The organism is Kitasatospora sp. CMC57 (genome assembly GCF_045866025.2).
Lineage (GTDB): Bacteria > Actinomycetota > Actinomycetes > Streptomycetales > Streptomycetaceae > Kitasatospora.
Window position 1 is genome coordinate 5,032,122 of record NZ_AP035881.2, and the last position, 25,949, is coordinate 5,058,070.

Annotated in this window: 23 protein-coding genes; 12 read left to right on the forward strand and 11 right to left on the reverse strand. The window is 72.2% G+C overall.

Translation table 11 applies throughout. The features are described from left to right. The first annotated feature begins 293 nt into the window (after nucleotides 1-293). Nucleotides 294-1,040 (forward strand): DNA repair protein RecO, encoded by a 747-nt coding sequence (recO, locus tag ACKUU6_RS22585; RefSeq protein ID WP_407990369.1) that lies wholly within the window; start codon nucleotides 294-296, stop codon nucleotides 1,038-1,040. Nucleotides 1,041-1,042: 2 nt separating this feature from the next. After that, on the forward strand, nucleotides 1,043-1,879 hold the full coding sequence (locus ACKUU6_RS22590) for an isoprenyl transferase (RefSeq protein WP_407990370.1): 837 nt from the start codon (nucleotides 1,043-1,045) through the stop codon (nucleotides 1,877-1,879). Between the two features lie 55 nt (nucleotides 1,880-1,934). Here ACKUU6_RS22590 and ACKUU6_RS22595 read toward each other — a convergent pair whose 3' ends face one another. The 4 genes from ACKUU6_RS22595 to ACKUU6_RS22610 all read right to left on the reverse strand — a co-directional run bounded on the left by ACKUU6_RS22595 (nucleotide 1,935) and on the right by ACKUU6_RS22610 (nucleotide 5,233). Continuing rightward, on the reverse strand, nucleotides 1,935-2,342 hold the full coding sequence (locus ACKUU6_RS22595) for a Fur family transcriptional regulator (RefSeq protein WP_405017339.1): 408 nt from the start codon (nucleotides 2,340-2,342) through the stop codon (nucleotides 1,935-1,937). Between the two features lie 35 nt (nucleotides 2,343-2,377). Further along, complete coding sequence (locus ACKUU6_RS22600) at nucleotides 2,378-3,298, reverse strand: metal ABC transporter permease (protein ID WP_407990371.1); 921 nt, start codon at nucleotides 3,296-3,298, stop codon at nucleotides 2,378-2,380. 157 nt (nucleotides 3,299-3,455) lie between these two features. Continuing rightward, on the reverse strand, nucleotides 3,456-4,268 hold the full coding sequence (locus tag ACKUU6_RS22605) for a metal ABC transporter ATP-binding protein (RefSeq protein ID WP_407990372.1): 813 nt from the start codon (nucleotides 4,266-4,268) through the stop codon (nucleotides 3,456-3,458). Nucleotides 4,269-4,285: 17 nt separating this feature from the next. Further along, nucleotides 4,286-5,233 (reverse strand): metal ABC transporter substrate-binding protein, encoded by a 948-nt coding sequence (locus tag ACKUU6_RS22610; protein ID WP_407990373.1) that lies wholly within the window; start codon nucleotides 5,231-5,233, stop codon nucleotides 4,286-4,288. Between the two features lie 210 nt (nucleotides 5,234-5,443). Between ACKUU6_RS22610 and ACKUU6_RS22615 the strand changes: the two genes are divergently transcribed. Further along, nucleotides 5,444-6,826, forward strand: a complete 1,383-nt coding sequence (locus tag ACKUU6_RS22615; RefSeq protein ID WP_407990374.1) for a glycine--tRNA ligase — start codon at nucleotides 5,444-5,446, stop codon at nucleotides 6,824-6,826. Nucleotides 6,827-6,881: 55 nt separating this feature from the next. Here ACKUU6_RS22615 and ACKUU6_RS22620 read toward each other — a convergent pair whose 3' ends face one another. The 3 genes from ACKUU6_RS22620 to ACKUU6_RS22630 form a co-directional block, all read right to left on the reverse strand. Further along, nucleotides 6,882-8,057, reverse strand: a complete 1,176-nt coding sequence (locus ACKUU6_RS22620) for a hypothetical protein (RefSeq protein WP_407990375.1) — start codon at nucleotides 8,055-8,057, stop codon at nucleotides 6,882-6,884. Between the two features lie 158 nt (nucleotides 8,058-8,215). Further along, entirely contained in the window at nucleotides 8,216-8,788 is a 573-nt protein-coding gene (locus tag ACKUU6_RS22625) for an NADAR family protein (RefSeq protein ID WP_407990376.1), read from the reverse strand. 133 nt (nucleotides 8,789-8,921) lie between these two features. Continuing rightward, nucleotides 8,922-10,337 carry an MFS transporter gene (locus tag ACKUU6_RS22630; protein ID WP_407990377.1) on the reverse strand — a complete coding sequence of 472 codons (1,416 nt, stop codon included), beginning with the start codon at nucleotides 10,335-10,337 and terminating at the stop codon, nucleotides 8,922-8,924. Between the two features lie 102 nt (nucleotides 10,338-10,439). On the opposite strand from ACKUU6_RS22630, the gene ACKUU6_RS22635 reads away from it, so the two are divergent. The 7 genes from ACKUU6_RS22635 (at nucleotide 10,440) to ACKUU6_RS22665 (ending at nucleotide 18,317) form a co-directional block, all read left to right on the forward strand. Beyond that, nucleotides 10,440-11,282 (forward strand): helix-turn-helix transcriptional regulator, encoded by an 843-nt coding sequence (locus tag ACKUU6_RS22635; RefSeq protein WP_407990378.1) that lies wholly within the window; start codon nucleotides 10,440-10,442, stop codon nucleotides 11,280-11,282. Between the two features lie 42 nt (nucleotides 11,283-11,324). After that, entirely contained in the window at nucleotides 11,325-12,488 is a 1,164-nt protein-coding gene (dusB, locus tag ACKUU6_RS22640; RefSeq protein WP_407990379.1) for a tRNA dihydrouridine synthase DusB, read from the forward strand. Between the two features lie 562 nt (nucleotides 12,489-13,050). Further along, nucleotides 13,051-15,759 (forward strand): pyruvate, phosphate dikinase, encoded by a 2,709-nt coding sequence (gene ppdK, locus ACKUU6_RS22645; protein ID WP_407990380.1) that lies wholly within the window; start codon nucleotides 13,051-13,053, stop codon nucleotides 15,757-15,759. Nucleotides 15,760-15,943: 184 nt separating this feature from the next. Next, on the forward strand, nucleotides 15,944-16,342 hold the full coding sequence (locus ACKUU6_RS22650) for a ribonuclease domain-containing protein (RefSeq protein ID WP_407990381.1): 399 nt from the start codon (nucleotides 15,944-15,946) through the stop codon (nucleotides 16,340-16,342). Between the two features lie 78 nt (nucleotides 16,343-16,420). Further along, nucleotides 16,421-16,651: a transcriptional regulator gene (locus tag ACKUU6_RS22655; protein ID WP_407990382.1), complete on the forward strand. Its 231-nt coding sequence runs from the start codon at nucleotides 16,421-16,423 to the stop codon at nucleotides 16,649-16,651. Between the two features lie 40 nt (nucleotides 16,652-16,691). Further along, on the forward strand, nucleotides 16,692-17,525 hold the full coding sequence (locus ACKUU6_RS22660) for an alpha/beta fold hydrolase (protein ID WP_407990383.1): 834 nt from the start codon (nucleotides 16,692-16,694) through the stop codon (nucleotides 17,523-17,525). Nucleotides 17,526-17,666: 141 nt separating this feature from the next. Beyond that, nucleotides 17,667-18,317, forward strand: coding sequence for an MOSC domain-containing protein (locus ACKUU6_RS22665; RefSeq protein WP_407990384.1), 651 nt, complete (start codon nucleotides 17,667-17,669; stop codon nucleotides 18,315-18,317). Between the two features lie 56 nt (nucleotides 18,318-18,373). Here the strand turns inward: ACKUU6_RS22665 and ACKUU6_RS22670 are convergent, their stop codons facing one another. Further along, nucleotides 18,374-19,093 (reverse strand): GNAT family N-acetyltransferase, encoded by a 720-nt coding sequence (locus ACKUU6_RS22670; protein ID WP_407990385.1) that lies wholly within the window; start codon nucleotides 19,091-19,093, stop codon nucleotides 18,374-18,376. A 640-nt stretch (nucleotides 19,094-19,733) separates the two neighbouring features. Between ACKUU6_RS22670 and ACKUU6_RS22675 the strand changes: the two genes are divergently transcribed. Together ACKUU6_RS22675 and ACKUU6_RS22680 are read left to right on the forward strand one after the other, a co-directional pair. Beyond that, a complete protein-coding gene (locus ACKUU6_RS22675; protein ID WP_407990386.1) occupies nucleotides 19,734-20,678 on the forward strand; it encodes a proteasome assembly chaperone family protein in 945 nt (314 codons plus the stop codon). A 131-nt stretch (nucleotides 20,679-20,809) separates the two neighbouring features. Next, nucleotides 20,810-21,577 carry an SGNH/GDSL hydrolase family protein gene (locus ACKUU6_RS22680; RefSeq protein WP_407992205.1) on the forward strand — a complete coding sequence of 256 codons (768 nt, stop codon included), beginning with the start codon at nucleotides 20,810-20,812 and terminating at the stop codon, nucleotides 21,575-21,577. A 58-nt stretch (nucleotides 21,578-21,635) separates the two neighbouring features. Here the strand turns inward: ACKUU6_RS22680 and nirD are convergent, their stop codons facing one another. The 3 genes from nirD to ACKUU6_RS22695 are packed head-to-tail and all read right to left on the reverse strand — an operon-like array spanning nucleotide 21,636 to nucleotide 25,890. After that, entirely contained in the window at nucleotides 21,636-22,004 is a 369-nt protein-coding gene (gene nirD / locus ACKUU6_RS22685; RefSeq protein WP_407990387.1) for a nitrite reductase small subunit NirD, read from the reverse strand. Further along, complete coding sequence (nirB, locus tag ACKUU6_RS22690) at nucleotides 22,001-24,610, reverse strand: nitrite reductase large subunit NirB (protein WP_407990388.1); 2,610 nt, start codon at nucleotides 24,608-24,610, stop codon at nucleotides 22,001-22,003. Before nirB ends, nirD begins: the two co-directional genes overlap by 4 nt. Then, nucleotides 24,607-25,890, reverse strand: a complete 1,284-nt coding sequence (locus tag ACKUU6_RS22695) for an NAD(P)/FAD-dependent oxidoreductase (protein ID WP_407990389.1) — start codon at nucleotides 25,888-25,890, stop codon at nucleotides 24,607-24,609. The genes nirB and ACKUU6_RS22695 overlap by 4 nt, the downstream gene beginning before the upstream one ends. Nucleotides 25,891-25,949 lie beyond the last annotated feature (59 nt).

Consider the following 25,949-nt stretch of genomic DNA (forward strand, 5'->3'; position numbering starts at 1 on the left):
GGCTGAGCGCGCCGCAGGCTGCTGCTGCCCGGCTGTCCACCCAAGCCCGCCGCCGGCGGACCCCGCCCGCACCACCCAAGCCCGCCGCCGGCGAAACCGGTTCCGCACGTCCGCGGAGCGCGCCGCAGGCGGCTGCTGTCCGCTGAGCCCGCCGCAGGCGATGTTCTCCGCTGCGCCCGCGTGCGCCGCAGGCGGTTGCCGTCGTCGGTGCTGCTCAAGCGCGCCGCAGGCGGCGTCCCGTCCCGGCGCCCGCGAGGGCGGGGGTGTCGGTGGGGTGCGCGAGAATGGGAGGCATGAGTCTGTTCCGGGACGACGGCATCGTGCTCCGCACCCAGAAGCTGGGCGAGGCCGACCGGATCATCACCCTGTTGACGCGTCAGCACGGGAAGGTGCGGGCGGTGGCGCGGGGTATCCGCAAGACGAAGTCGAAGTTCGGGGCGCGGCTGGAGCCGTTCTCGCACGTGGACGTGCAGTTCTTCAGCCGCGGTGCGGACCTGGTGGGCCGGGGGCTGCCGCTCTGTACCCAGGTGGAGACGATCGCGCCGTACGGCGGCACCATCGTCACCGACTACGGCCGCTACACCGCCGGCACCGCGATGCTGGAGACCGCCGAGCGGTTCGCGGAGAACGAGGGCGAGCCGGCCGTCCAGCAGTACCTGCTGCTGGTCGGCGGCCTGCGCACGCTGGCCGCCGGCACGCACCAGTCCCACCTGGTGCTGGACGCGTTCCTGCTCCGCTCACTGGCCGTCAACGGGTACGGCGCCAGCTTCACCGACTGCGCGAAGTGCGGACTGCCGGGCCCCAACCGGTTCTTCTCGTTGCAGGCGGGCGGGGTGCTCTGCGCCGACTGCCGCGTGCCTGGCTGTGCCGTACCCTCCCCTGAGACACTGGTACTGCTCGGCGCGCTGCTGTCAGGGGACTGGCGGACGGCGGACGGATGTGAGTCCCGGTACTGGCGGGAGGGCAGCGGCCTGGTCGCGGCCTACCTGCAGTGGCACCTGGAGCGGGGTATCCGCTCGATGAGATACGTGGAGAAGTGAGCATGGCAGCGCGACGGCTCTTCGGCAGCAAGCAGCGGGAGTACCTCCCCCCGACCCCGCACCCGAGCGGCGCCCTGCCGCCGAAGCTCCCGGGTGAGCTGGTGCCCGAGCACGTCGCGATCGTGATGGACGGCAACGGCCGCTGGGCCAAGGAGCGCGGGCTGCCCCGCACCGAGGGCCACAAGATCGGCGAGTCGGTGGTGCTGGACGTGCTCAAGGGCGCGATCGAGCTGGGCGTCAAGAACGTGTCGCTGTACGCCTTCTCGACCGAGAACTGGAAGCGGTCCCCCGACGAGGTGAAGTTCCTGATGAACTTCAACCGGGACGTGATCCGCCGCCGCCGCGACGAGATGGACGCGATGGGCGTCCGGATCCGCTGGGCCGGGCGGATGCCCAAGCTCTGGAAGAGCGTGGTGCAGGAGCTCCAGGTCGCCGAGGAGCAGACGAAGAACAACGACGCCGTCACCCTCTACATGTGCGTCAACTACGGTGGCCGGGCCGAGCTCGCGGACGCGATGGCGGCGATCGCCCGCGATGTGGCCGACGGTCGGCTGGACCCGTCGAAGGTCAACGAGAAGACCATCACCAAGTACCTCTACCACCCCGACATGCCGGACGTGGACCTCTTCCTGCGCCCGAGCGGCGAGCAGCGCACGTCCAACTTCCTGCTCTGGCAGAGTGCTTACGCCGAGTTCGTGTTCCAGGACGTGCTCTGGCCGGACTTCGACCGGCGCGACCTGTGGCGGGCCTGCGAGCAGTTCGCGATGCGCGACCGGCGCTTCGGCGGGGCTCAGCCCAACGAGGTTCCGCTGGCCAACGAGGTCCCGGCCCAGCGCTGACCCCGTACGCGCCGAGGGCCCCGCACGCGGTCGCGTACGGGGCCCTCGTGGTGGTTCAGACCTTCTTGGTGCACTCCGCGCAGGTACCGAAGATCTCCAGGGTGTGCGCGATGTCGCTGTAGCCGTGCTCGGCCGCGATCGCGTTGGCCCAGCGTTCGACCGCCGGGCCCTCGACCTCGACGGTGGAGCCGCAGCTGCGGCAGACCAGGTGGTGGTGGTGCCCGCTGCTGCACCGGCGGTAGACCGCCTCGCCGTCGGCGGTGCGCAGCACGTCCACCTCACCGGCGTCGGCCAGCGACTGCAGGGTGCGGTAGACGGTGGTCAGACCGACGGAGTCGCCCCGGTGCTTGAGCAGGTCGTGCAGTTCCTGCGCACTGCGGAAGTCCTCGATCTCGTCCAGGGCCGCCGAGACGGCAGCTCGCTGCCGGGTCGATCGAGCGCGCGACGGGCCTGCGGTGGTCACCGTGGGTCCTCCTGGTCGTGGGGTGGTCTGGCACCTCATTGTGCCAGCCCCCGACTGGTGACCGAATCCTCCGCGCTGCCCTGCTGCTGTCCGGGCAGCCGGACCTCGCAGACCTCGGGGCCGTGGTCGCCCGCCGCCCGGTGCCGCCGCCGGGCCAGCGGCGCGGCGACCGCGCTGAGCACCGCGAAGACCACGATCGCCAGCAGCACGATGGTCGGCCCCGAGGGCAGGTCGGCCTGGTACGAACCGGCCACCCCGGCCACCGCCACCGCGACGCCGACGCCGATCGAGGTGGCCTGGGTCATCGCGAACGAGCGGGTGAGCTGCTGGGCCGCCACCACCGGGACCACCATCAGCGCGCTGACCAGCAGCAGGCCGACCACCCGCATCGCCACCGTGACGGTGACCGCGGCCATCACCGCGAGCAGCAGGTTGAGGACCCGTACCGGCAGGCCGGTGACCCGGGCGAACTCCTCGTCCTGGCAGATCGCGAACAGCTGGCGGCGCAGGCCGATGGTGACCGCGATGACCACCCCGGCGAGCACCGTGATGGTGACCAGGTCACTGGGCGCCACGGTCAGGATGGAACCCCAGAGGTAGCTCTCCAGGCTGCCGTTGCCCGCTTGGGCGCTCATGCTGACCAGCATCTTCCCGCAGGCCATGCCGCCGTAGAAGAGCATCGCCAGCGCGATGTCGCCCCGCTGGTTGCCGCGCGAGCGGACCAGCTCCATCACCACCGCACCGAGGATGCAGACCAGCACGGCCATCCAGACCGGGCTGGTCTGGAAGAAGAAGCCGAGGCCGACACCGGTGAGCGCGACATGGCCCATCCCGTCACCCATCAGCGCCTGCCGACGCTGCACCAGGTAGATGCCGACGGCGGGCGCGGTGATGCCGACCAGCACGGCGGCGATCAGCGCCCGCTGCATGAAGTCGTAACTGAGCATTTCCGTCATGACAGCAGTCCAGGGGTCGTCGGCTGGTCGGGCAGGGCAACACCACTGACCCGCCCGGAGGGCGTCTGCACTTCGGTCATGACGGCGGTCCAGGGGGCGTCGGGCAGCGCGTGCAGGACACGACCACGGACCCGCCTGGAGGGCATCCGCATTTCCGTCATGACAGCAGTCCAGGGGTCGTCAGGTGGTCGTCCCCGTGGGGATGCACGTGGTCGTGGCCGGGCAGGGCGTGCTGGCCGGTGTCCGGGTGCGGCGGGCCGTCGTACGCGACGCAGCCGTCGCGGAGCACCACGGTGCGGTCGATCAGCGGTTCCAGCGGCCCGAGTTCGTGCAGCACCAGTAGAACGGCGGTGCCCCGGCCGACCTCCTGGCGCAGGGTGTCGGCGAGTACCTGCTGGCTGGCCACGTCCACCCCGGCCATCGGTTCGTCCATGATGAGGAGTTCGGGGGAGCCGACCAGTGCGCGGGCGATCAGCACCCGCTGGTGCTGGCCGCCGGAGAGCCCGGCCACGCCGTCCTCGGCCCGGTCCAGCATGCCGACCTGGGCCAGGGCGCGGTCGACTGCGTCCCGGTCCTTGCGGCGGAACGGGAACAGCCCGTGCTGCGGGAGCCGCCCGGTGGAGACCACCTCGCGGACGGTGGCGGGCACCCCGCCGGCGGCGGTGGTGCGCTGCGGCACGTAGCCGATCCGGTGCCAGGCGCGGAACTTGGCGAACGGCGTGCCGAACAGCTCGAGCCCGCCCCGCTCCAGCGGGACGGCGCCGATCACGGACTTCACGGTGGTGGACTTCCCGGAGCCGTTGGCCCCGAGCAGCGCGACCACCTCGCCGGGCCGGACCTCCAGGTCCACGCCGCGCAGCACGGGGCGGCCGCCGAGGGAGGCGACGGCGTCGCGGAGGCGGACGACCGCGGGCGCGGCACCCGCCTCTCGGGGGTGCCGCGCCGGGGAGACCTGTGGTGTGAAGCTCATGAGTTGGTGACGTCCCGTCAGCCGGTGGTGGTGCCGAACGCGGCCTGGAGGTTGTGCAGGTTCTGCCGCATGACCGAGAAGTAGGTGTCCTTGGCCGGGTCCTTGACGCCCTCCAGCGGGTCCAGGACGGCGGTCTTCAGACCGAGGTCCTTGGCGACCGTCTCGGCGAGCTTGGGGCTGACCAGGGTCTCGAAGAAGATCGTGGTGACGCCGTGCTGCTTGGCGGCCTGCTGGACCTCGGCCAGCTTGGCCGGGGTGGGCTCGGCCTCGGGGTCGACGCCGTTGATGGCGATCTGGTTGATGCCGTAGGCGTCGGCGAGGTAGCCGAAGGCGGCGTGGCTGGTGACGAAGGACCTGCCCTTGACGTCCTTCAGGCCGTCCTTGAACTCCTGGTCCAGCGCGGCCAGTTCGGCCACCGTCCGGTCGGTGTTCCGCTGGTAGTCGGCGGCGTGCGACGGGTCGGCCTTGGCCAGCTCGGCGCCGAGGCTCTTGGCGACGGTGGCGTAGCGGTTCGGGTCGAGCCAGATGTGCGGGTCGCCCGCGGCGCCCTCGTGCTCATGGCCGCCCTCGGCCTCTTCTTCCGCGAGGTGGTGGTCGACCAGCGGGGAGGCGGCGGTGGCGTCCACCACGTGCTTGGCGTCGGTCTGTGCGACGGCCTTGTCGACGGCCGGCTGGAGGCCCTTGAGGTAGACCACCGCGTCGGCGCCCTTCACCTGGGCGACCTGCTTGGCGGTCAGCTCCAGGTCGTGCGGCTCGACACCGGGCTTGGTGAGCCCGGTCACCTTCACGTGCTCGCCGCCGATCTGCTGGGCGAGGAACTCCATCGGGTAGAACGACGCCACCACGTCCAGCTTGCCGCCGGCGTCCTTCGCACTGCTCGAACCTCCGCAGGCGGTCAGGACGAGGGCGCCGACGGCGGCGGTGGCGGTCAGGGCTATCGAGGTGGTGAGGCGTCGCAACATCATGACAACCATTCTCAACTTAACTGGAAATGATTGTCAACTCGATCGATCATCGAACAGGCCGATCATCGGTTCGACGCACCGACCCGTCCCGGAATACCGATTTGAACCCCCCACCACCACGCCCGGTAACCTCTGGAGTATTCGGGTGCGTGCAACCAGCCGCGCCTTGACCGTGCCGTCCTCCCGTGACGTCGTACTGAAGAGAGCACTGTGGCCGCCGACAAGATCGACACGATCGTCAGCCTGAGCAAGCGCCGTGGCTTCGTCTACCCCTGCAGCGAGATCTACGGTGGCACCCGCGCCGCCTGGGACTACGGGCCGCTGGGCGTCGAGCTCAAGGAGAACATCAAGCGCCAGTGGTGGCGTTCGATGGTCACCGCTCGGGAGGACGTCGTCGGGCTCGACTCGTCGGTGATCCTGGCCCGCGAGGTCTGGGAGGCCTCCGGCCACGTCGCCACCTTCAACGACCCGCTGACCGAGTGCCTCTCCTGCCACAAGCGGTTCCGTGCGGACCACCTGGAGGAGGCGTACGAGGCCAAGCACGGCCGGGTCCCGGCCAACGGCCTGGCCGACGTCAACTGCCCGAACTGCGGCAACAAGGGCGCCTTCACCGAGCCCAAGGAGTTCTCGGGCATGCTGAAGACGCACCTGGGCGTCACCGAGGACGCGGGTGGCCTGGCCTACCTGCGCCCGGAGACCGCGCAGGGCATCTTCACCAACTTCAAGGCGGTGCAGACGACTTCGCGCAAGAAGCCGCCGTTCGGCATCGCCCAGGTCGGCAAGAGCTTCCGCAACGAGATCACCCCCGGCAACTTCATCTTCCGCACCCGCGAGTTCGAGCAGATGGAGATGGAGTTCTTCGTCAAGCCGGGCGAGGACGAGCAGTGGCACGAGTACTGGCTCCAGCAGCGCTGGGACTGGTACGTCGGCCTCGGCCTGCGGACCGAGAACATGCGCTTCTTCGAGCACCCGAAGGAGAAGCTGTCCCACTACGCCAAGCGCACGGTGGACATCGAGTACCGCTTCAACTTCGGCGGCAGTGAGTTCTCCGAGCTTGAGGGCCTGGCCAACCGCACCGACTACGACCTCACGGTGCACAGCGAGGCCAGCGGCCAGGACCTCAAGTACTTCGACCAGGAGTCCGGCGAGCGGTACTACCCGTACGTCATCGAGCCCGCAGCCGGTCTGAACCGCGCCATGCTGGCCTTCCTGATCGACGCCTACTTCGAGGACGAGGCGCCGAACGCCAAGGGCGTCATGGAGAAGCGGGTCGGCATGCGGCTCGACCCCCGGCTCGCGCCGGTCAAGGTCGCGGTGCTGCCGCTGTCGCGCAACGCCGACCTGTCGCCGAAGGCCCGTGGCCTGGCGGCCGACCTGCGCACCGCGTGGAACGTCGAGTTCGACGACGCGGGCGCGATCGGCAAGCGCTACCGCCGCCAGGACGAGATCGGTACGCCGTTCTGCGTCACCGTCGACTTCGACACCCTCGAGGACAACGCGGTCACCATCCGCGAGCGTGACACCATGGCGCAGGAGCGGGTCTCGCTCGACCAGGTGAAGTCCTACCTGGGTGCGCGCCTGATCGGCTGCTAGGTACGTCTCGACGGTGGCCCCCGACGTCCTCGGTCGGGGGCCACCGTCGTTCCCGTCAGGTGCGGAGCGGCAGGCCCGCCCCGCGCAGGGCGGCCAGCGCGGCCCGGGTGCGACTCTCGTCCAGCGTGCCGACGGCCGCCAGCAGCGCTCGGTAGCGGTCGGGGGAGACGACCAGCCCGGCCGCGTAGTCGGCGAGGTCGGCGGGGGAGCGCAGCCGGACCACCTCGTAGCTCAGTGCCTCGGCCAGCCGGGGGGCCAAGTGGATTGCGGTGTCCGCGAGTTCGTCGGTCCGACGGCCCGCCGCCTGGTGCAGCAGCCGGTACGCGTCCTCGGTGCGGCCGGCCGCCCGGAGATGGTCGGCCAGGGCGGCGAGTTCGGCGGGCGGGGCCGAGCCCCACTCCCAGAGCAGGGTGAGACCGTCGGCGGAGAGCCCGGCCTGCTCCAACGCGGCCAGCAGAGAGGGGAGTTCGGTGGCCGGATAACCCCAGAGGGCGTGAAACAGGGCGGCCGCCTCCTCGGAGAGACCGGCCCTGCGCAGCTCGGCCAGCGTGCCCGCGGCCTGCCCGGCGGCGCCGTGGGCCACCGCCCGGGCCAGGTAGCCCGCCGCGCCCGCCGGGCCCTCGGCGCGCAGCAGCGCGATCAGCCGCGCCACGTCGGCGGGGGCCAGCACCACCGCGGCCTGCGCGGTGACGGCGGCCGACTCCTGGGCCGAACCCCGGCGGTGCAGGGCGGTGATCCGGGCGGCCAGCGCGGCCAACTCGGCTGCGCTGCGCGGCTCGGGGGCCTTGGGGCGGGGCGGTGCCACCGGTTGCGGCGCCTCGGGTTCGGGCTCGGCGGCGGGGGCGGCGACCCCGGCGAACCGGGCCCCGCGCATCGGCGCGGCGGCCGCCGCCGGAGCGGGCTGCGGCGCGGGGGCCGCCTCGTAAGCGCCGCCGAACCGGGCACCGGTCGGACGACGCGGGACCGGGACGGCGGTCTGCTCGCGCCGGTGGTCCTCCAACGCGAGCAGACGCTCACTCAACTCCAGGTGACGGCTGGCGAGTCCGTCCCTGAGACTTCGGATCTGGGCCAGCTGACGGTGCAGTTCGGGATCGTTGCCGCTGCTCACGCCCTCGGCGAGCCGCTGTTCGCGCTGGGCCGCGTACCGGCGGGCCCGCAGCAGCTCGTCCAGCTCCGACCGCAGGGCCTGGACATCCTCCGCCGCCCCGGGGTCGATTTCGCGCACCGTCATCGCACCGTCCTGAGTCTTCCGGCAGTCCCTGAAGGGTCATCCTGGCCGCAGAACAAGGCAGTTGTGTTACGGAGGCGAGTCCGGAGCTTTTCGGCCGTGGTCAGGCGCCCAGCAGCCGGCGTCGCAGTTCCCGGGAGCTGCCCGGCCGAGCGGATGCCTCAGGAGGACAGCTGCCGGCGGGCCTCCATCAGGGCGAATCCCAGGAGGTTGAGACCCCGCCAGGCGGACGGCCGGAGGGCCTCTTCGGCGTCGGCGGCCAGGCCGATGCCCCAGACCCGGTCGAGCGGGCTGGCTTCGACCAGGACCCGGTTGGCGGTGCCGAGGAGGTAGGAGCGGAGCGCCGGGTCCTGCCCGAACTTGGCGAGGTTGCCGGCCACCACCAGGTCGAACCGCGCAGCCGCCCAGCGCGCGTCGTCGAAGCCGCGGACCAGCCGGCCCAGGTTCTTCGCCTCGGCCGGGGTACGGGCGGCGAGGATCCGCCCGAGCGCCTCCTCGTCCCCGAACAGCCGAGCCTTCCCCGCCATCATCCAGTGCTCGGCCGTGGGGTACCGCACCCCGTCCACGGCGAACGCGGACGGCCACCACTGGCTCAGCGAGCCGGGCCCGACACTGCCGTCGCGCTCCGGCCGGTGGCCCCAGAACATCAGGTACTTCGGCCGCGCACCGGCCGCCACCAGGGCGGCCAGCTCCTCGCGGGTACGGGTGGTGGACGGGTGCACGGCGTCGTTCATCCCGTCATGCTGTCACCCGCCACCGACGTCGGGTGTCAGGCGGTGCAACCCCTCGGCCGGGAAGAGACGCTGACGGCCCGTCCGTGGTCGAGGGACTGCGGGCGCACGGCATGCCGGCTCACCGTGCGCGTCGTCACCCGACCGAGCGGGGCAGCCGCAGGCTGAGCAGCAGGATCGCCAGCGAGCCGCCGGTCTGCAGCGCCAGCACCACTGCGAGGGCCTGGGCGAACCCGAGGGAGGGGGCGAGTGCGAGGTACAGGGTGCCGAGGGTGGCGACGCCCAGGGCGAGGCTGGACTGCTGGGTGGTGGCGAGGACGCCGCTGCCGACGCCGGCCCGGGTGGTGGGGATGCGGGAGAGGACGACCCGGAAGAGTGGGGTGCCGATCAGGCCCTGGCCGATGCCCGCGAGGGCGACGCCCGGGAGCATCCGGAGCGGGGTGAGGTCGGTGACCAGGGCGGTGGTGGCCAGGGTGGTGAGGCCGAGCGCCTGGACCACCGCGCCGACCGTGATCACCCGGCTGCCGAAGCGGCCGACCAGCCGGGGGCCGGACAGCGAGGCGCAGAAGTAGCCGACGGCCATCGGCACCAGCGCCCAGCCCGCCGTCACCGGGCCCAGTCCGAGACCCTGTTGGAGCAGGACGGCGATCACGAACATGAAGCCGCCGAAGCCGGTGAAGTAGGGGAGTGCGATGCCGAGCCCACGCCGCATCTCCGGCAGGCGGAGCAGCGAGAAGGGCAGCAGCGGCACCGCCCCGGCCCGTTCGGTCCGCAGTTCGACGCGGACGAAGGCCCAGGCGAGGAAGGGGAAGGCGGCGAGCAGCACCCAGCCCCACACCGGCCAGCCCAGCGCCCGCCCCTCGGTCAGCGGGACGAAGAGCGCGAGCAGGGCGGCGGTCAGCAGGGCCGTGCCAGGCAGGTCGACCCCGGTGGCCCGGTCCGCGCGGTTCTCCGGGACGTGCCGCAGCGCCAGCAGGGCGGCCAGCAGCGCGAACGGGACGTTCAGCAGGAAGACCGAGCGCCAGCCGGTGCCGAACAGGTCGGCGGCGACCAGCAGCCCGCCGAGCACCTGCCCGGCCACCACCGCCACCCCGCCCGCCGCGCCGTACACGCTGAGCGCCCTGGCCCGGCGGTGGCCGTCGGTGGCGGCGGTGATGGTGCCGAGCACCTGCGGGATCAGCAGTGCGGCGGCCGCGCCCTGGGCGGCCCGGCCGGCCACCAGGCTCCAGGCGTCCGGGGCCAGGCCGCAGACCAGCGAGGTGAGCGCGAAGGCGATCGCGCCGTACAGGAAGAGCCGACGGCGGCCGAGCGCGTCGCCGAGGCGGCCGCCGAGCACGAGCAGGACGGCGAAGGAGATCCCGTACCCGGCGGCGATCAGCTCCAGGACGGCGGGCCCGGCGCTGAGGTCGTGCTCGATGGTCGGCAGGGCGACGTTGACGACGAAGAAGTCCAGCGAGGGGAGGAAGGCCCCGAGCAGGACGGTGGCGAGCCCGGCGGTGGAGAGCAGGGACCGGGATGGAGCGAGCTGGGGGAGCGTCAGTTGCTGAGTCACGTCCGCTACTCTGGCGCCGGGGCCAGCCGGGTACCAGATGCTCCTTATCCTGGTATCAGCAGCACCTGGCAACGGGAGAGCGGCCCCGGCATGCTGGTACCCATGACCATGACCACCACCGCCCGCACCGAACTGGCCGCCTTCCTGCGCAGCCGCCGCGAACGGATCTCCCCCGAGCAGGTCGGCCTCCCGGTGGTCGGCCGGCGCCGGACCCCGGGGCTGCGCCGGGAGGAGGTGGCGCTGCTCTCGGCGGTCGGGGTGACCTGGTACACCTGGCTGGAGCAGGGTCGCGACATCCAGGTGTCGGCCCAGGTGCTGGACGCGGTCGCCCGGGCGTTGCAGCTCGATCCGACCGAGCGGACCCACCTGTTCGTCCTGGCGGGCAGCGAGGACCCGGTGGCCCGGCCCGATTGTCCGACCGTGACCCCGGCGGTCCGGCTGCTGCTGGAGCAGCTGGCGCCCTACCCGGCGGCGGTGATCAACAGCAGGTACGACGTGCTGGCCTTCAACCGCTCCTACCAGTGGCTGGCCGGTGACCTGGAGGAGCTCCCGTTCGAGGAGCGCAACCTGATGTGGCAGGTGTTCACGGGCGGCACCTTCGGGCAGCGGCTGGTGGACCGGGACACGGACCGGCAGGGGATGGTCGCCCGGTTCCGGGTCGCGATGGCCGACCACGGGGCCGAACCGGCCTGGAAGACGTTGCTGCACCGGCTGCGCACCGCCTCGCCGGAGTTCGAGGAGCTCTGGGGGCGCCACGAGGTGGCGGCGGCGGGCAACGGCGTGAAGCGGTTCCTGGTCCCGGGTGCCGGGCTGATCGGCTTCGAGTACACCAGCCTCTGGCTCGGCCCCCGGCCCAGTACCCGGCTGGTGACGTACACGCCGCGCGACCAGGAGGGCCGGGAGAAGCTGCTGCGGCTGGACGCGGGGCCGGGTGGGGGAGAATAGGGAGTCCTGCCCATCCGCCGACGCCCGAGGACCTGCCGCGCCATGACGACCACTCCCGTTGCCCCGACGCCCGAGTTCAAGCCGTTGAACATCGGGCCGATGGAGGTCTGGCCGCCCGTGGTGCTGGCCCCGATGGCCGGGATCACCAACGCCCCGTTCCGCACCCTGTGCCGGGAGCAGAGCGGTGGCAAGGGCCTGTACGTCAGCGAGATGATCACCACCCGGGCGCTGGTCGAGCGGAACGCCAAGACCATGCAGCTGATCCACTTCGACCCGAGCGAGAAGCCGCGCTCGATCCAGCTGTACGGGATCGACCCGGTGACCGTCGGCAAGGCCGCCCGGATGATCTCGGACGAGGGCCTGGCCGACCACATCGACCTCAACTTCGGCTGCCCGGTGCCCAAGGTGACCCGCAAGGGCGGCGGCTCGGCGCTGCCGTACAAGCGGAACCTGCTGCGCGAGATCCTGCGGGAGGCGGTGGCGAACGCGGGTGACCTGCCGGTCACCATGAAGATGCGCAAGGGCATCAACGACGAGCACCTGACCTATCTGGACGCCGGGCGGATCGGTGCCGAGGAGGGCGTGTCGGCGATCGCGCTGCACGGCCGCACCGCCGCCCAGCACTACGGCGGCACCGCCGACTGGTCGGCGATCGCCCGGCTGCGCGAGTCCGTCCCCGCGCACGTGCCGGTGCTCGGCAACGGGGACATCTGGGCGGCGGAGGACGCGGTCCGGATGATGCGCGAGACCGGCTGCGACGGCGTGGTGGTCGGGCGCGGCTGCCTGGGGCGCCCCTGGCTGTTCAAGGACCTGGTGCAGATCTTCGAGGGTGAGGTGGACTACGCCCGGCCGGCCTTCGCCGACGTGGCCGGGGCGATGGTGCGGCACGCCGAGCTGCTGGGGGAGTGGATGGGGGACGAGGCGCGGGGCGTGGTCGACTTCCGCAAGCACGTCGCCTGGTACACCAAGGGCTTCTCGGTCGGCTCCGAGCTGCGGGTGAAGCTGGCAATGTCGAGTTCACTGGCCGAACTCACCGAGACGCTCTCCCAGGTGGAGCAGACCCAGCTCTGGCCGGAGAGCGCCGACGGTCCGCGCGGCCGGACCAGCGGCAACAACCGGGTGGTACTGCCCGAGGGCTGGTTGGACGATCCGTACGACTGCGCCCTGCCCAGCGCGGACGCCGAATCGGACAGCTCTGGAGGCTGACCGCTACGCGGTGGCCAAATGGCCTCCGACGGCGCACAGGCCGACCCGGCCGAGCCCTCTTGGACAACCTGGCCAAGGGGGCTCCTTTGTGGCAGATTTCAATGACCCAGCGCGTTCGCGAGTGGACGCAGCGTGGCGGAGTGCCCGATCGGCATACGACCGACGGCTGAGATGCGCTCGTGACGCTGGCCACATACGGTGGCCCTGACGGCCGGTCAGGTGGGTCGGACGGGCTCCGGAGGGGTGGAACGCTTCCCGAAGGGCCGGGGTGCCGAACCACCGGACTGGCTGCAGGAAATCAAGCCGGGGCAACACGGCAGAGGATCTGCCGCTACTCTCCGTCCGCTTCGTGTGATCTTCAGGTTTCGATGAGTTCAATACTTGAAGCATTGCTAGCGTCAGCCGGACGATTTCAGCAACAGAGGTGAACGCCTTTCCGGGCATTCGATACCTCGGGTCGGCTGCCGCCCTCAGGTATGTACAGCCTGTTGGGGGCGCACCAGCGCCTTCGAAATGGGTATGTTCTCCGGCGTCAGGGCAACCGTGTGCGAGGAGACGACCCGTGCCGTCCGAGCAGAAGTTTGTTTACTCCTTCACCGAAGGAAACAAGGACCTCAAGGACCTTCTTGGCGGCAAGGGTGCGAACCTCGCCGAGATGACCAACCTGGGTCTCCCCGTCCCTCCGGGGTTCACCATCACGACCGAGGCCTGCAAGGTCTTCCTGGAGACCGGCAGCGAGCCCTCGTCGCTGCACCGGGAGATCAGCAGCCACCTGGAGTCCCTGGAAGCCGAGATGGGCAAGCGGCTCGGACAGGCCGACAACCCGCTGCTGGTCTCGGTCCGCTCCGGGGCCAAGTTCTCCATGCCCGGCATGATGGACACCGTCCTGAACATCGGCCTCTCCGACAGCTCGGTGCTCGGTCTGGTCGCGCAGTCCGGCAACGAGCGGTTCGCCTGGGACTCCTACCGCCGACTGGTCCAGATGTTCGGCAAGACCGTGCTGGGCGTCGACGGCGAGCTGTTCGAGGAGGCCCTCGACGAGGCGAAGCGGGCGAAGGGCACCGAGAACGACCTCGACCTGACGGCCGACGACCTCAAGGACCTGGTCGAGACCTTCAAGGGCATCGTGCTCCGCGAGACCGGCCGGGAGTTCCCGCAGGAGCCGCGCGAGCAGATGGACCTGGCGATCCACGCGGTCTTCCACTCCTGGAACGGTGACCGGGCGCGCCTGTACCGCCGCCAGGAGCGCATCCCGAACGACCTCGGCACGGCGGTCAACGTCTGCTCGATGGTCTTCGGCAACCTCGGCGAGGACTCCGGCACCGGTGTCGCGTTCACCCGCGACCCCTCCACCGGTGCGGTCGGCGTCTACGGCGACTACCTCTCCAATGCCCAGGGCGAGGACGTGGTGGCGGGCATCCGCAACACCCTCCAGCTGGCCGACCTGGAGCAGCTCGACAAGAAGTCGTACGACGAGCTGATGGCGATCATGCAGAAGCTCGAACTGCACTACCGCGACCTGTGCGACATCGAGTTCACCATCGAGCGCGGCAAGCTCTGGATGCTGCAGACCCGGATCGGCAAGCGCACCGCCGCCGCCGCGTTCCGGATCGCGGTCCAGCTGGTCGACCAGGGCCTGATCGACCTGGACGAGGCGCTGCACCGGGTGACCGGCGGCCAGCTCTCCCAGCTGATGTTCCCGAGGTTCGCGCCGAACGCCGAGTCCAAGCAGGTCGCCTGGGGAATCGCGGCCTCGCCCGGCGCCGCGGTCGGCAAGGTGGTCTTCGACTCGTACACCGCCGTCAAGTGGTCCCGGTCCGGCGAGAAGGTGATCCTGGTCCGCCGGGAGACCAACCCGGACGACCTGGAGGGCATGATCGCGGCCGAGGGCATCCTCACCTCGCGCGGTGGCAAGACCTCGCACGCGGCCGTGGTGGCCCGTGGCATGGGCAAGACCTGTGTCTGCGGCGCCGAGGAGCTCGAGGTCGACACCAAGCGCCGCCGGATGACCACCTCCGACGGCCTGGTGATCGAGGAGGGCGACCTGGTCTCGATCGACGGCGCGAACGGCCGGGTCTACCTCGGCGAGGTACCGGTGCTGCCGTCCCCGGTGGTCGAGTACTTCGAGGGCACCCTGCACGCGGGCGCCGACGTCCAGGGCGGCCTGGTGCAGGCCGTGCACCGGCTGATGTCGCACGCCGACGTCCGCCGCCGGCTCGCGGTCCGGGCCAACGCCGACAACGCCGAGGACGCCAACCGCGCCCGCCGGTACGGTGCCCAGGGCATCGGCCTGTGCCGCACCGAGCACATGTTCCTCGGCGAGGAGCGCCGCAAGGAGGTCGAGCACCTGATCCTGGCGGACAACGACAAGGACCGGGAGCTGGCGCTCTCCACCCTGATGCCGCTGCAGAAGGGCGACTTCCTGGAGCTGTTCCAGTCGATGGACGGCCTCCCGGTGACGGTGCGTCTGCTCGACCCGCCGCTGCACGAGTTCCTGCCTGACATCACCGAGCTGTCGGTCCGGGTCGCGCTCGCCGAGGCCCGTAAGGACCCGAACGAGAACGACCTGCGGCTGCTCCAGGCGGTGCACAAGCTGCACGAGCAGAACCCGATGCTGGGTCTGCGCGGCGTCCGGCTCGGCCTGGTCATCCCCGGCCTGTTCGGGATGCAGGTCCGGGCAATCGCGGAGGCGGCGGCCGAGCGCAAGCTGGCCGGCGGCGACCCGCGCCCCGAGGTGATGATCCCGCTGGTCGGCACCGTGCAGGAACTGGAGCTGGTCCGGGACGAGTGCGAGCGGGTGCTCGCCGAGGTCGCCTCCTCCACCGGGGTGTCGCTGGACATCAAGCTGGGCACGATGATCGAGCTGCCCCGGGCCGCGCTGACCGCCGGTCAGATCGCCGAGGCGGCCGAGTTCTTCTCGTTCGGCACCAACGACCTGACCCAGACGGTCTGGGGCTTCTCCCGGGACGACGTGGAGGCCTCGTTCTTCACGGCCTACCTGGAGAAGGGCATCTTCGGGGTCAGCCCGTTCGAGACCATCGACCGGGACGGTGTCGGCGCGCTGGTCAAGCACGCCGTCGAGGCCGGCCGGGCCACCCGTCCCGACCTCAAGCTCGGCGTCTGCGGCGAGCACGGCGGTGACCCGGACTCGGTGCACTTCTTCCACGAGGTGGGCCTGGACTACGTGTCCTGCTCGCCCTTCCGGATTCCGGTGGCGCGCCTGGAGGCAGGCCGCGCCGCCCTCGAGACCGCGGGCAGCGACTCGCGCTGATCCCTGATCAGCGCGGTCCCGTCGCTGACCGCACCCCCTCCAACGGGGAGGGGCGTACGGCGGAGCTCGGCGCAGGAGAGCCGCCGTACGTAAGCAGCCGGGGCGGGTACGGACAATGGCGTCCGTACCCGCCCCGGCGGCGTTTTGTCCTCCTCCCGGCGCGTCGGAGCGGGATGCTGGGCGGATGAGACGCCGCCGTGGTCCGGTCCTGCTCCTGCTGGCCCTCGCGCTGTCCGGCTGCGGCGGTGGCGGGCAGGCCACCGCCCCCGCGAGCGCCGGGTGGGTGCCGAGCAGCGCCGCGTACGCCGACGTCTGCCGGACCGCGCTGCCGGTCCAGGCCAGGGACACCCTCGCGCTGATCGCCAGGGGCGGTCCGTACCCCTACCGCTCGGACGGAATCGTCTTCGAGAACCGGGAGGGGCGGCTGCCCCGGAAGAAGCGCGACTACTACCACGAGTACACCGTGGTCACCCCGGGCTCACCGACCCGGGGCGCCCTCCGGGTGGTCACCGGGGCGGCGGGGGAGCAGTACTGGACCGGGGACCACTACGACACCTTCGAGGAGATCGACGCCCGGTGCTGAGAAACCACTTGCCGGTCAGGAAAATAGACCGGCTGACCGTGCCGGTCTTCCTGAGCGGGTGTCAGGAGGCCGAGTCCGGTGCGGGACTACTGCCAGGTCTCCGACTCGGTGCTCAGCAAGACCGCTGCCACCCTGGAGGAGCTCGGCTACGTCACGGCCAAGAAGGGGCACGTCGGCAAGCGCCCGCGCACCTGGCTGGCCGCCACCCGGTCCGGCCGGGCCGCGTTGGCCGGGCACCTGACGGCGCTCCAGCAGCTCGCGGCGGCTGCGGAGGCGGAGGGGGCCGACGGCCCCGGGGCTGACGGGTAGTCGGTTGCCCCCGGCAGGTCGGGGCGTAGATGATCTCCGCATGGCTACCTTCTCCGCCCCTGACGGCACGTCGCTCGCCTACCACCGCTCCGGGCAGGGGCCCGCGCTGGTCTGTCTGCCCGGGGGACCGATGCGTGACTCCGCGTACTTCGGCGACCTCGGTGGCCTGGACGCACACCGCACGCTGATCCGCCTCGACCTGCGGGGCACCGGGAGCTCCGAGGCCCCCGCCGACCCGGCCGACTACCGCTGCGACCGCCAGGTCGAGGACGTGGAGGCGCTCCGCGAGCACCTCGGCCTGGACGCCTTCGACCTGCTCGCGCACTCCGCCGCGGCCGAGCTGGCCGTGCTGTACGCCGCCCGGTACCCGGCCCGGCTGCGCCGGCTGGTGCTGCTCACCCCGGCGGCGGGCGCGCTCGGCCTCGCGGAGGGGCCGGACGACCGGGCCGAGGCCGCCGCCCTGACAGCCGGTGAGCCGTGGCACCCGGCCGCGCTGGCGGCGCTGGAGGCCACCAGACAAGGAGTGTTCGACTTCGAGGGGTTCGCCCCCCTCATCTACGGCCGCTGGGGCACGGCCGAACAGCAGCACGTCGCCGACCGGGCCACCCAGGCTCACCCCGAACTCGGCGGCCTCTACTACGCCGAGGGCGCCTTCGACCCGCAGACCACCCGGGCCGCGCTCGCCGCCCTGACCGCCCCGGTCCTGGTGCTGGCGGGCGCGTACGACGGCAGCCCGAACCCGGCCTTCGCGGCCCGGATCGCCGCCTCCTTCCCGGCCGGCGAGATCTCGGTGCTGCCCGCGATCGGGCACTTCCCCTGGGTCGGCGAGTCGGCCGGCTTCGTGGCCGCCGTCCGGGAATTCCTGGACCGCTGAACCCGGGGCCTGGCGGTAACGGCGGCGGCGACTCCCCGGCCGGCCGCCACCGAGCCGCTGCCCGGGTGGGCCACCGGAGGGGTGGTCGGGGCCGGGTAATCCGGCTGCGGGTGGGTTGACGGTCGCCGTACGCTGCCGGGCATGGGATTCCTACGCTCCGTCAACCTTGCTCATCCGCGCCCGAATCCGGCCAAGCCGGAGATCGGGGGTACCGGGATCGACAAGCGGCCGACCGATCTGCCGGTGGAGGTGCGGGCGCCCGGGGAGACCGGGTCCGGACTGGCCGGGGACGCGATCTTCGACACCGTGAACCACGGTGGTGAGCAGCAGGCGGTGTACGCGTACGCCAGGGAGGCGCTCGACCAGTGGGAGACGGAGCTCGGGCGGGAGCTGACCGACGGGTGCTTCGGGGAGAACCTGACGACCCGGGGGATCGCCGTGGACGACGCGCTGATCGGGGAGCGCTGGCGGATAGGCGGCCAGGTGCTGCTGGAGGTGACGACGCCCCGGGTGCCGTGCTCGACCTTCGCCGACTGGCTGGACGAGCAGCGCTGGGTGAAGCGGTTCACCCAGCGGGCGCTGCCCGGGGCCTACCTGCGGGTGCTGGAGCCCGGCGTGGTCCGGGCCGGGGACGCGATCAGCGTCGAGTACCGCCCGGCCCACGACCTCACCGTGGGCGAGACCTTCCGGGCCCTGACCACCGAGCCCGAGCTGCTGCCGAAGCTGGTCGACGTGGCCGAACTCCCGGAGGAGACCCGGGAGCTGGCGCGTCGACGGACCGCGAAGAGCTAGGAGCTGTCCGGCCGGTCCTGAGCGACGCGGGTTCGCTCAGTACCGGCCGGACCGGCCTAGGCGGTGATCAGCGGCACACCGTGCAGGCGGCACTCCTGCGCGATGGTCGGGTCCGGTGCGCTCGGCGAGGTGGCGGCGGCGATCCGCAGTTCGACGATGTCGCGGACGGCGGGCCACTCCTCGTCCAGGATCGAGTAGAACGCGGTCGAGCGGACCACTCCGTCCAGCCCGCGCGAGTGGGCCCGGCGGACGCCCTCGGAGGTGGCGCCGAGCCGCTCGATCGCCGCCCGCGAGCGCAGGTTGCGGGCGTCGGCCCGGAGCGAGATCCGGCGCACCCGCCAGGTCTCGAAGGCGTACCGGAGCATCAGCAGCTTGGCCTCGGTGTTGATCCCGGTGCCCTGGGCCCGGGAGGACAGCCAGGTGGCGCCGATCTCGGCCGCGTCGGGCACCGCGCTGCGCGGGTCGCCGTACGGCACGCCGGGGGTCGGCGGCCAGACCACCGGGCCCTGCCAGTAGTCGAGTTCGAGGAACCGGGTGGAGCCGACCACCCGGTTGTCCGCCACCGCCACGGTGGCGAACGGCAGGGACCGGCCGACCGCCTGATCGGCGAGGGCCCGCCCGATGTAGTCCCGGGCGGCCTCCAGGCCGTGCGGGACGGGCGTGAAGGCGTAGGTCGTACGGTCCTCGGCGCCGGCGTCGGCGAGTGCCTCGGCGTGGTGCTCGGCGAGAGGCTCCAGCCGCACGGAGCGGCCGATGAGGGTGACGGGTACGGGCACGGAACCTTCGGTCCTTCGGCTGTCGTAGGGACCCGGGCGCCAGGTGCGACGCTCGGGAGGGGACTTCGCCCCGTCCCAGGGCCCGGCGCCGACCTCGGCGTACGCCGGAGGGACCCGGCGGTACGGAGGGACGGCGACGGCCCGGAGTCGGGCAGCGCGGTGCCGGAGCGGACACGGAACCACGGGGCCGGTCCGGCGAGGGATGAGCGAGGGGACAGCGTGCGTCCGCGAGATGGCCGAGAGAGGTACGAGAGCGCGAAGGGAAACAGGCGGCCAAGTGAAGGCAAGGTGCGGTGTGGGGTGGCTGACCGCACCGGGCCGGGCCGTGACGACGGCGTGACGGACGACGTGACGACGACGCGGCGATGCGAGGCAGCGAGAGGACGATACCCGTCCGAAGGCGGTGCGTCACTTCACGGCGCGTCATCCGTGGCGCGCGGTTCTCGGCCCCGCGCCGCCGTCACCGCGCCGCGCTCCCCGGCAGGGCTGTCACCTGCGGTTTCGCGCGGGGATGCGATGATTCTCGGACGTTCGCCACGCGCGTACACCGGCGGCCGGGCAGAGTGGGAATGCGGGCGGTTCGGGGCGTGCTGGACTGAGCGACGAGACGAACGACTAGACGGACGGGGTTGGGTGCGCGGTGCGTGATGCCAAGGAGCTGTACCGGCTGGAGCAGCAGGGCGTGGACGCGTTGGCCGCCGCGAAGGCCGAGGCCGGTCCTGACGCCGCCGGTCTGGTGCTGCTGTACCACTTCGAGGGCTTCATGGACGCCGGCGAGGCCGGCGGCCAGGTGGTCACCCACCTGCTGGAGCAGGGCTCGCCGCAGGTGGTCGCCCGGTTCGACCACGACCGCCTGGTGGACTACCGGGCCCGGCGCCCCGCGATGGTCTTCGACCGCGAGCGCTGGACGTCGTACGACCCGCCGGAGATCCTGCTCCAGCTGGTCCGGGACGCGGTGGGCACCCCGTTCCTGCTGATCACGGGCCCGGAGCCGGACACCGAGTGGGAGCTGTTCGCGGCCGCCGTACGGGAGTTGGTGGACCGCTTCGAGGTGCGCATGGCGATCGACTTCCACGGCATCCCGATGGGTGTCCCGCACACCCGCCCGGTCGGCCTCACCCCGCACGGCACCCGCCTCGACCTGGCCTCGGGCTACCCGAAGTGGTTCGAACAGGCCCAGGTGCCAGGCAGCGCCCAGGCGCTACTGGAGTACCGGCTCGCCGAGTCCGGCCACGACGTGCTGGGCTTCGCGGTGCACGTGCCGCACTACGTGGCGCGCTCGCCGTACCCCGCCGCCGCCGTGCTGATCCTGGAGGCGGTGCAGTCCGCCAGCGGGCTGGTGCTGCCCGGCACCGACCTGCGCGACCGGGTCGGCGAGGTGTACGCGGACATCGAGGAGCAGCTGGCCCAGGGCGACGGCGAGCTGCGTTCGGCGATCCGTGGGATGGAGAGCCAGTACGACGCGGTGGCCGGGGCCGACGGCCGGGAGAGCCTGCTCGCGGAGAGCAGTGACCTGCCCTCGGCCGACGAACTCGGGCGCCGGTTCGAGGAGTTCCTGGCCGAGCACGAGCGCGGCGCGGACTAGTGCGGAAGACGTTGACCGGTCTGCTGGGCCTGGCCCTGCTGGCCGGCTGCGCGGCGTCCGGGACGGCCCCGACGGTGACATCCGGGACGGACCCTGCGGTGCAGGCCCCGCCGACGGCGGGCGGTCCGTACGTGGCGCTGGGGGACTCGTACACCTCGGGGCTGGGGATCGCGCCGGAGGCCGGGGTCCCGGCAGGGTGCCACCGGTCGACGGTCAACTACCCGGCGCTGGTCGCCAAGGAGCTCAAGCCGGCCGCGTTCACGGACGTCAGCTGCAGCTCGGCCACCACGGCCGACCTGACGGCGGCCCAGCGGGTGCCCGACGGGTCGAACCCGCCGCAGCTGGACGCGCTCTCGGCCGCCACCCGGCTGGTGACGGTCGGCATCGGCGGCAACGACGTCGGCTTCCTGGAGGTGCTGTCGCGCTGTGCGACGGCCGGGCTGACCGGCACCGACTGCCGGTCGGTCTTCGCCGCGGCCGACGGTACGGACGAGGTGACCCGGCGGATCGCCACAGCGGGGGAACGGGTCGCAACGGTGCTGGCGGAGACCGGTCGGCGGGCCCCGGCGGCGAAGGTCCTGGTGGTCGGCTACCCGGCGCTGCTCCCGGCTGATCCGGCGGCCTGCACCGGGGCGTTCGGGTTCACTGTGGCGGCCGCCGACCTGCGGTACCTGGTGGGGAAGTTCGCGGAGCTGAACGCCGAGCTGAAGCGCCGCGCGCAGGCGGCCGGTGCCCGGTTCGTGGACACCGTCTCGGTGGGCCACGACATGTGCGCGGGCGTGGGCACCCGCTGGATCGAACCACCGCGCCCGGCCCCGGGCCTGGCCGCGGTGCACCCCAACGCCGCCGGTGAGCGCGGGATGGCCGAGGCGGTGCTGGCGGAGCTCCGCCGCGGGTAGGGCCGGTGGCCGTGGATCAGGGCATTGTCCACGGCCACCGGAGTCCGGGACGGCCCGTTCAGCCCAGCCGGACGGGGTGCACGGCGATGCTCACCGCCGCGTCGTCCAGGCACTCGCCGGTGCTGAGGTCGAAACGCTGCTTGAGCAGTGGCGAGGCGACGTACACCCGGCCCTCGGGGGTGGAGCCGAGCAGTCCCCGGGAGAGCACGTAGGCGCCGGTGAACGGGTCCCGGTTGGCGACCGCGTAGAGGGCGCCCCGGTGGTCGGTGAAGACGGCGGCCTGGCTGCCGTCCGGGAGCAGTACGGCGACCCCCCGGCCCGGGATGAGGCGGTCGTGGTCACAGACGGCGACCCAGCCCCCGGGGGTCTGCAGTTCGACCCGGGCGGTGGCGGTGACGGTGGCCATCGGGGCGGTGACGGTGGTCATCGGATCTCCAGGAGGTCGGCGGAGAGGGTGGCGAGCAGGTCCTCCGCGGTGGCCAGCACGCCGAGGTCGGGCTTGACCTGGTCGCGCTCGGGGGTGAACCGGATGCTCGGGTCCGGCACGCCGGGGGCGTTGACGAAGGAGACGAAGCGCTGGAGGCGGTCCTGGTCGGCCAGGGTGGCGGCCCACTCGTCCTGGTAGTCGCTCACGTGGTTGGCCATCAGGGCCTCCAGGTCGGCGGCGATGCCGAGGCTGTCCTCGACCACCACCTGCCGGACGTGCTCCAGGCCGCCGTCGATCCGTTCCAGCCAGGCGGAGGTGCGCTCCAGCCGGTCGGCGGTGCGGATGTAGAACATCAGGAAGCGGTCGATCAGCGTGATCAGTTCCTCGTCGGTGAGGTCCTGGGCCAGCAGGTCGGCGTGCCGGGGGGTGGCACCGCCGTTGCCGCCGACGTAGAGGTTCCAGCCGTTCGAGGTGGCGATCACACCGAAGTCCTTGCCCCGGGCCTCGGCGCACTCGCGGGCGCAGCCGGAGACCGCCGACTTGAGCTTGTGCGGCGAGCGCAGGCCCCGGTAGCGCAGCTCCAGGTGGATCGCCATCGCCACCGAGTCCTGCACGCCGTACCGGCACCAGGTGGACCCGACACAGGACTTGACGGTGCGCAGGGACTTCCCGTACGCGTGGCCCGACTCGAAGCCGGCCGCCACCAGCCGGGACCAGATCAGCGGGAGCTGGTCGACGGCCGCGCCGAACAGGTCGATCCGCTGGCCGCCCGTGATCTTGGTGTAGAGCCCGAAGTCGCGGGCCACCTCACCGATCACGATCAACTTCTCGGGGGTGATCTCGCCGCCCGGGATGCGCGGGACGACCGAGTAGGAGCCGTTCCGCTGGAGGTTGGCCAGGAAGTGGTCGTTGGTGTCCTGGAGCGCGGCCTGCTCGCCGTCCAGGATGTGTCCGGAGGCGGCCAGTTCGGGGGCCAACGAGGCGATGATCGAGCCGACGGTGGGCTTGCAGACCTCGCAGCCCTCGCCCGCCAGCCGGCCGTGCTCGGCGAGCAGCTGACGGTGCGTCGCGATCCGCTTCACCCGGACGATCTCGTACAGCTCGGCGCGGGTGTGCGCGAAGCAGGGGCAGAGGCCCTTGTCGACCTCGACGCCGCTGGCCTCCAGCTCGTCGGTGACGATGGTGGAGAGCAGCTTGATGCAGGAGCCGCATCCGGTGCCGGCCTTGGTGCACTGCTTCACCTCGGGCACGGTGGTGCACTGGTGGTCCGTCACCGCCGCCCGGACGGCGCCCTTGGTGACGTTGTGGCAGTTGCAGACCACCGCGTCGTCGGGGAGCGCCGAGCTGCCGAGCGAGACCGGGGCGCCGAGACCGGCCGGGAGCACCAGGGACTCGGCCGGGACGGGCAGCGGGGTGCCGGTGCCGGTCAGCGGACGGAGCGAGGAGTACGCCTCCGCGTCGCCGACCAGGATGCCTCCGAGCAGCGCGCCCTCGGGGGTGACCACCAGCTTCTTGTAGATGCCGGAGCGGGAGTCGGAGTAGACCACGTCGAGCGCGCCGGGCGTGGTGGCGAAGGCGTCGCCGAAGCTGGCCACGTCCACCCCGAGCAGCTTGAGCTTGGTGGAGAGGTCGGCGCCGGTGAACTCCTTGGCGTCCTGCCCGGCGAGCTGCCGGGCGACCGTGGTGGCCATCTCGTAGCCGGGGGCGACCAGGCCGTACACCCGGCCGTCCACCGCGAGGGCGCACTCGCCGATCGCGTAGACGGCCTCGTCGGAGGTGCGGCAGAGCGCGTCGACCGCGATGCCGCCGCGCTCACCGACCGTCAGACCGCAGTCCCTGGCCAGCTGGTCGCGCGGGCGGACGCCGGCCGAGAAGACCACCAGGTCGGTGTCGATCCGCTCGCCGCTGGTGAAGGTCATCCCGCTGGCGGCGCCGTCGGTGGTCAGGATCGCGTTGGTGCCGACCCCGGTGTGCACGGTGACGCCCATCTCCTCGATGGTGCGGCGCAGCGCCTCGCCGCCGCCCTCGTCCACCTGGACGGGCATCAGGCGCGGGGCGAACTCCACCACGTGGGTCTCCAGCCCGAGGCCCTTGAGCGCACCGGCCGCCTCCAGCCCGAGCAGCCCGCCGCCGACCACCGCGCCGACCTTTCGGCCCGCCGCGTACGCCTCGATGGCGTGCAGGTCCTCGATGGTGCGGTAGACGAAGCAGCCGTCCGCGTCCTTGCCCTCGACCGGGGGGACGAACGGGTAGGAGCCGGTGGCCAGCACCAGGGTGTCGTACGCCACGGTGTGCCCGGCGGCGGTGGTGACGGTCCGTCCGGTCCGGTCGATCGAGGCCACCGGGGAGTTCAGGTGCAGCTCGAAGCCGTGGGTGTCCAGGAAGCCGGGCTCGCCCAGCAGCAGGTCCTCCGGGGTCTTCCCGGAGAAGTACGAGGTCAGCGCGACCCGGTCGTACGCCGGGCGGGGCTCCTCGGCGAGCACCACGACGCGGAAGCGGTCGGCGGTGCCGGTGTCGGCCAGGGCTTCCAGGAAGCGGTGGCCGACCATGCCGTAGCCGACCAGGACGACGGTGGGCTTGGTGGTGGTCATCGGGTTGGTGTTCATCTGGAAGCCCCTCCGGGGGTTGTGCTCCGGGTGGTGAGCAGGTGGAGCGGGTGGGCGGAGAGGGCCTCGTCGCCCTCCCAGGTGTGGGCGACCTGACCGATGGTGTCGAGGTCGCCGAGAAGTACGCCGCCGACCAGCCGGTCGCCGGTCTCGTCCCGGCGGACGATCACCTTGCGGTAGCTGCCCCGGCCGGCGTCGGCGAGGCGGACCACCCGGTCCTCGGGGCTGGGGCTGGTAACGCCGAAAGCGGCGATGTCCAGCGGGCCCCGGGCGGGGGTGGCGGCCAGGGTCAGCCGGGTGAGCAGCCGGCTGCCCCGGTAGGCGGCCGGCCGGCCGGTGAGCACCTGCGCCAGGACGTCGGCCTGCTCGAAGGCGGGCCCGGCCAGGCCGTAGACGGTGCCGTCGTGCTCGGCGCAGTCGCCCAGCGCGTGGATGTGCGGGTCGTCGGTGCGCAGCTCGTCGTCGACCAGCACGCCCCGGCGGACCTCGAGACCGGCCGCCTGGGCCAGTCCGGTCCGGGGGCGGACGCCGACCGCGATCACCAGCAGGTCGGCGTCCAGCCGGAAGCCGTCGGCCAGTTCGACGCCGGTGACGGCCCGGTCGGCGGTGTCGGTGGTGAGCACCGAGCGGACCCGGCACTCGGTGTGCACCTCGACGCCCAGCTCGGTCAGGTGGGTCCGGAGCAGCTCGGCCGCCTCCGGGTCGAGGTGACGCTCCAACAGGTGCTCGCCCTGGTGGGCCAGCACCACCGGGATGCCGCGCGCGGCCAGCGCCCGGGCGGCGCTCACCCCGAGCAGTCCGCCGCCGACCACCACGGCCTGCCGCGTCCCGGGCAGCCGGGCGTCGATGTCGGCGCAGTCCGCCATGGTGCGGAAGGCGAAGACGCCGGCGGGGAGTTCGTGGCGGTCGCGACCCGCCAGGGAGTCGTCGAACAGGCCGCGCAGCGGCGGCAGCACCGGGTTGCTCCCGGTGGCCAGCACCAGGTCGCCGTACCCGATCTCCGCGCCGTCGTCGCACAGCACCCGGCGCTGCTCCCGGTCGATCCGCACCACCCGGGCCCGGCGCCGCTCGACCGCCGCCGGCAGCGCGGCCAACTCGGCGATCTCCGGCGCGTACCGCCCGGCCAGCACCTCGGCCAGCAGCACCCTGTTGTACGGGCGGTGCTCCTCCTCGGCGAGCAGCAGCACCTCGCGCCCGCCGTGCAGCGCGAGCTGCTGGGCGAGTCGGTGGCCGGCCATACCTCCGCCGACCACGACCACTCGGGAATCGGTTGCCGTCATGTCGATGAGCATGATCCGGAGGTGTTACCCGGCCGGGGCCGCGCTGTTTCGCAGGCGGA